This is a genomic window from Falsiroseomonas oryzae, assembly GCF_027856955.1.
Lineage (GTDB): Bacteria > Pseudomonadota > Alphaproteobacteria > Acetobacterales > Acetobacteraceae > Falsiroseomonas > Falsiroseomonas oryzae.
In genome coordinates this window covers 1-4,433 of record NZ_JAPSMD010000429.1, presented here as the reverse complement: position 1 = coordinate 4,433, position 4,433 = coordinate 1, and the positions used below count along the sequence as shown (strand labels likewise).

The 4,433-nt window shown below is 74.4% G+C and carries 4 protein-coding genes; 2 read left to right on the top strand and 2 right to left on the bottom strand.

Going from position 1 to position 4,433, the window contains the following annotated elements; all coding sequences use genetic code 11:
- A partial coding sequence (locus OZN99_RS26230; protein ID WP_270938182.1) for a hypothetical protein occupies positions 1–1,445 on the bottom strand: 1,445 nt, incomplete at its 3' end.
- A gap of 207 nt (positions 1,446–1,652) precedes the next feature.
- Between OZN99_RS26230 and OZN99_RS26225 the strand changes: the two genes are divergently transcribed.
- Both OZN99_RS26225 and OZN99_RS26220 read left to right on the top strand, forming a co-directional pair.
- Positions 1,653–2,813 (top strand): fumarylacetoacetate hydrolase family protein, encoded by a 1,161-nt coding sequence (locus OZN99_RS26225; RefSeq protein WP_270938181.1) that lies wholly within the window; start codon positions 1,653–1,655, stop codon positions 2,811–2,813.
- 57 nt (positions 2,814–2,870) lie between these two features.
- Positions 2,871–3,611 (top strand): alpha/beta hydrolase, encoded by a 741-nt coding sequence (locus tag OZN99_RS26220; protein ID WP_270938180.1) that lies wholly within the window; start codon positions 2,871–2,873, stop codon positions 3,609–3,611.
- On the opposite strand, the gene OZN99_RS26215 is transcribed toward OZN99_RS26220, so the two are convergent.
- Positions 3,593–4,433: NAD-dependent epimerase/dehydratase family protein (locus OZN99_RS26215; RefSeq protein ID WP_270938179.1), on the bottom strand; the 841-nt coding region annotated here is incomplete at its 5' end. The genes OZN99_RS26220 and OZN99_RS26215 overlap by 19 nt on opposite strands.

The window sequence follows — 4,433 nt, the reverse complement described above, 5'->3', positions numbered from 1 at the left end:
TCGCCAGCGGCGGCGGCCGCGCGCGCCTCGACCAGGTGCGCCGCGATGCCAAGCGTGTCGGACGCCGGCAGCCCGGCCTCGGCCAGCACCGCGACCTCCTCGGAGGCGGCGAGGCTGCGGATCCGCGCCGCCTCCTCCCGCGCTTCCACCACGCGGCCGAGCCGGGCGAAGGCGACGCCGCGCGCATAGTGCCAGTGTCCGCCGAGGAAGGGCCCGGCCTCGGCCGGGGCGGGCAGCGCCAGCACCGTCTCCGGCGCGGAGAAGCGGGCATGGGCGACATAGGGCGCGGCCTGGATCGGCTGCGTCCAGGCCACTTCCCGCGCGGCACGGGCGGAGACGAGGCCGGCGAGCTCCTGCGCCGCGTCCAGCGCCGCAGCACCGTCGCCGCCCATCAGGGCGGAGGCGAGGACGAAGTGGACGTTGTGCGGGTGGTAGCCCTCCGCATAGAGCAGGCTGGCGCCGCCGCGGGCGAGCAGAGCGCGGTCGGCCGCGACCGCGGCGCGGTTCGCCTCCAGGCTCTCGCGCCAGGCGCCGAGGCGGTACCAGACATGCGAGGGCATGTGCACCAGGTGACCGTTCGCCGGAGCCAGGGCCGCCAGGCGCGCGGCATGCGGCACCGCGCGCTCCGGCCGGTCGGAGGCCTCCACCATGTGGATGTAGAGGTGGATCGCGCCGATGTGGTTCGGCTGCGCCCGCAGCGACCGCCCGCCATCCTCGGGCTGCATCCCGAGCACCTGCTCCAGGATCGCCAGGATCTCGCCGGTGGCGCCCTTCGGGCTGCGCCCCTCATCCGCCCAGTAGTCCCAGGGACTGAGGTTCATCAGCGCATCCGCGGTCAGGATCGCGAGTTCCACATGCTGCGGGAAGCGCGCGAGCAGCGCGCGCATCGCATCGGCATAGGCGCGGTCCAGCGTCGCGCGGTCCGCGCGCGGGTCGGCGGCATGGCGCTGCGACAGCGCCTCCACAAGCCCGACCACCAGCGCGCCCTGCCGCGGCGCGTGCCGGCGGGCAGTGGCCAGGGCCCGCAGCGCGCGGGCATTCGCCGCCGCGTCCATGGGCATGTTGATGTTCGGGCCGAGCGCCCAGGCCTCCGCCCAGAGGCAGAGCGCGCAGGCCGGATCGAAGCTCTGCGCGGCACGGAAGGCACGCACCGCCTCGGCATGATTGAAGCCCCAGGCCAGGTTCAGCCCCTGGGCGAAATAGGCTCGCGCTCTGGGATCCGCCGAGACGCCAGGCCAGTCCAGCGGCCCGAGGCCAGGCATCAGCGGTGGGGTGGCCGCGCTCGTCGGGTGCGCGGCGCCGCGCGGCAGGTCGCGGGCGAAGGCGCCCATCTCGCTGCGGCGGGGCGCGTCGTGGTCGCCATGGGCAAGGGCGGGGCCGGCCAGCAGGCCGAGCACCAGGCCGATCCGCGCGGCGGAGGCCGCGAGGCTGTGACGCGTATGCATGTCCGTGTCGCTCCGTTGGCCCGGGGGCCGCCTGTGTTCGGGCGCACTGCTAGGCGGGGGCGGTTTCGGCGCGATTGCGGGACGGGCGGGAAAGTGGTTTCGCGCGGATGTCGCGTGTGCCGCGCTCCATCTCGTGATCGAGCCCCTCCCCCTGGCGTCGTCCGACGGTCCCGCTAGGCTGGCGTCCCAACGGGGGAGGACCGGGACATGACGGAGAACGCCGCGCTGCCGGAGGACTGGACTGAGGGCGCTTTCGCGCTGCGCGTCATGACGCCAGAGGGACCATCCGTGTTCGCGCTGCTCGGTGGCGCATCCTTCGACATGACGCCGGCCTTCGGCACCTGCAGCGCGTGGCTGAACGCGGACGACCCGGTTGCGGCGATCCGCAGCCACGGCGTGCCCTCGGCACTCGACCTGAAGGCGGCGCTGGCCAATGCGCATCACGCGGCGCGCGACGCATCGAAGCCCTGGCTGCTGGCGCCGGTGGACCTGCAGGTGCTGAAGGCCGCCGGCGTGACCTATGTGCGATCCATGCTGGAACGCGTGATCGAGGAGCGCTGCCGCGGCGATGCCAGCCGGGCGGAGGCGGTGCGGGCCGAGGTCCGCGGCATCATCGGCGACGACCTGGCGAACCTGGTGCCCGGCAGCCCAGAAGCGGCGCGGGTGAAGGAGGCGCTGGTCGCCAAAGGGTGGTGGAGCCAGTATCTCGAGGTCGGGATCGGCCCGGATGCGGAGATCTTCACCAAGGCACCCGTGCTCTCGGCCGTGGGGGCCGGCGCCAAGGTCGGTGTCCATCCGATGAGCCGCTGGTCGAACCCGGAGCCCGAGGCGGTGATGGTGGTGAACGGCCGCGGGCGGATCGTCGGCGCCACCCTCGGCAACGACGTGAACCTGCGCGACGTGGAAGGCCGCAGCGCGCTGCTGCTGGGCCGCGCCAAGGACAACAACGCGTCCTGCGCGCTCGGCCCGATGATCCGCCTGTTCGACGGCGGCTTCACGCTGGAAGATGTGCGCCGGGCGGAGCTGCGCGCGACCATCACCGGGCGCGACGGCTTCGTGCTGGACGAGCGCGGCATGGTGGGCGCGATCGCGCGCGACCCGGCCGAGGTGGTCAAGCAGATGATCGGCGCGCACCACCAGTATCCCGACGGCGCGGTGCTGTTCCTCGGCACGCCCTTCTCGCCGGTGAAGGACCGCGGCGAGGCCGGCATGGGCTTCACCCACAAGGAGGGCGACGTGGTGCGCATCGCCTCGCCGCGGTTCGGTGCGCTGGAGAACGAGGTGGACCGCACCGACGAATGCCCGCCCTGGACCTTCGGCATCGGCGCGCTGATGGCGAACCTCGCACGACGCGGGCTGCCGCGCTGACATGTAACTCCCTCCCCCGCATGCGGGGGAGGGCCGGGGTGGGGGCCAGCGGAACCGATGCAGACAGAAGAAACCGGCCGCCTGCACGACCGCCTGGCGTGGGCGCGGCTGCCCGGCGCGCAACCGGGCGTGGTCTTCCTGCCGGGCTTCCGCAGCGACATGCAGGGATCGAAGGCGCTGGCGCTGCGCGAGCACTGCGCGGCGCGCGGCCGCGCCCTGCTGCGCTTCGACTATTCAGGCCATGGCGAGAGCGCAGGCCGCTTCGAGGACGGCACCATCGGGCAGTGGGCAGCGGACGCCATCGCGGTGTTCGACGCGCTGACCGAGGGCCCGCAGGTGCTGGTCGGCTCCTCCATGGGCGGCTGGATCGCGCTGCTGCTGGCGCGGGCGCGGCCGGACCGCGTCGCCGGCCTGATCGGCATCGCGCCGGCGCCGGACTTCACCGAGACCCTGATGTGGCCGGCCTTCGACGCGGCGCAGCGCGCCGAGATCATGGAGCGCGGCGTGCTGCACCTGCCCAGCCAGTATGGCGAGCCGACGCCGATCACCCGCGCGCTGATCGAGGACGGGCCGCGGCACAACCTGCTCCACGCGCCCATCCCGCTGCGCTGCCCCGTGCGGATCCTGCACGGCATGCGCGACCCCGACGTGCCCTGGCGGCACGCGCTGCGACTGGTGGAGGCGCTGGAGGGCGACGACGTGCGCCTCCACCTGATCAAGGATGGCGACCACCGGCTGTCCCGGCCGGAGGACCTGCGCCTGCTGGCGCAGACGCTGGATCAGCTGCTGGAAAGCTGAGCCTCGGCGGCCAGTATGCGGCGCAGCCCCTCGCGATAGGTCGGGCAGCGCCAGGCGATGCCGAGCGCCCGCTTCGTCGCCGCATTCGCGACGCGGCGGTTCTCCGACCAGAAGGACAGCGCCATCGGCGACATGCGCACCCGCGCCTGCTCGAAGGGGATCTCGGGCGGCGGCGCCAGACCGAGCAGCCGCGCGGCTTCCGCCACCACGTCGCTGCTTGGCGCCGGCTCGTCGTCCACCAGGTGCAGCACGCGCTGCCCGTCCGGCCGCGCGGCGCCGGCGACCACCGCCAGCGCGATGTCGTCGCGGTGGATGCGGCTGAAGGCATGGCCGGGCTTTAGGACGCGGCGCGCGACGCCGGCGCGCAACTCGTCGAAGGCGCTGCGGCCCGGGCCGTAGATCCCGCCGACGCGGAAGATGTCGATCGCGGCGCCGCGCGCCGCAGCCATGGCGCGCCAGGCCTGTTCGGCTTCCAGCCGGCGCAGCGACCGCGGCTGGCTGGGCGCGGGCGGCGTCGCCTCCTCCACCTCGGCACCGCCGCGATCGCCATAGACGCCGGTGGTCGAGAGATAGCCGATCCAGGCGAGCGCCGGCGCCGCGGCGATGGCAGCTGCGTGCGCGGCAAGGACGGGGTCGCCTTCCTCGCCGGGCGCGGCGGTGACGACGAGGTGCGTGGCGTTCCGGATCGCCTCGCCGGCCGCCGCGAAGGCCACCACGCCGGCGCCGGCTGGCGGCTGCGCCGCGGCCGGGTCGCGCGCGGTCCCGACCACGGCGAAGCCGGCGGCCGCGGCCTCCGCCGCGATGGCCGTGCCGGCATAGCCG

Bases quoted from the DNA above. Each gene is read 5' to 3' on its own strand.
- OZN99_RS26225 (WP_270938181.1), top strand. From the start codon at position 1,653: ATGACGGAGAACGCCGCGCTGCCGGAGGACTGGACTGAGGGCGCTTTC.
- OZN99_RS26220 (WP_270938180.1), top strand. From the start codon at position 2,871: ATGCAGACAGAAGAAACCGGCCGCCTGCACGACCGCCTGGCGTGGGCG.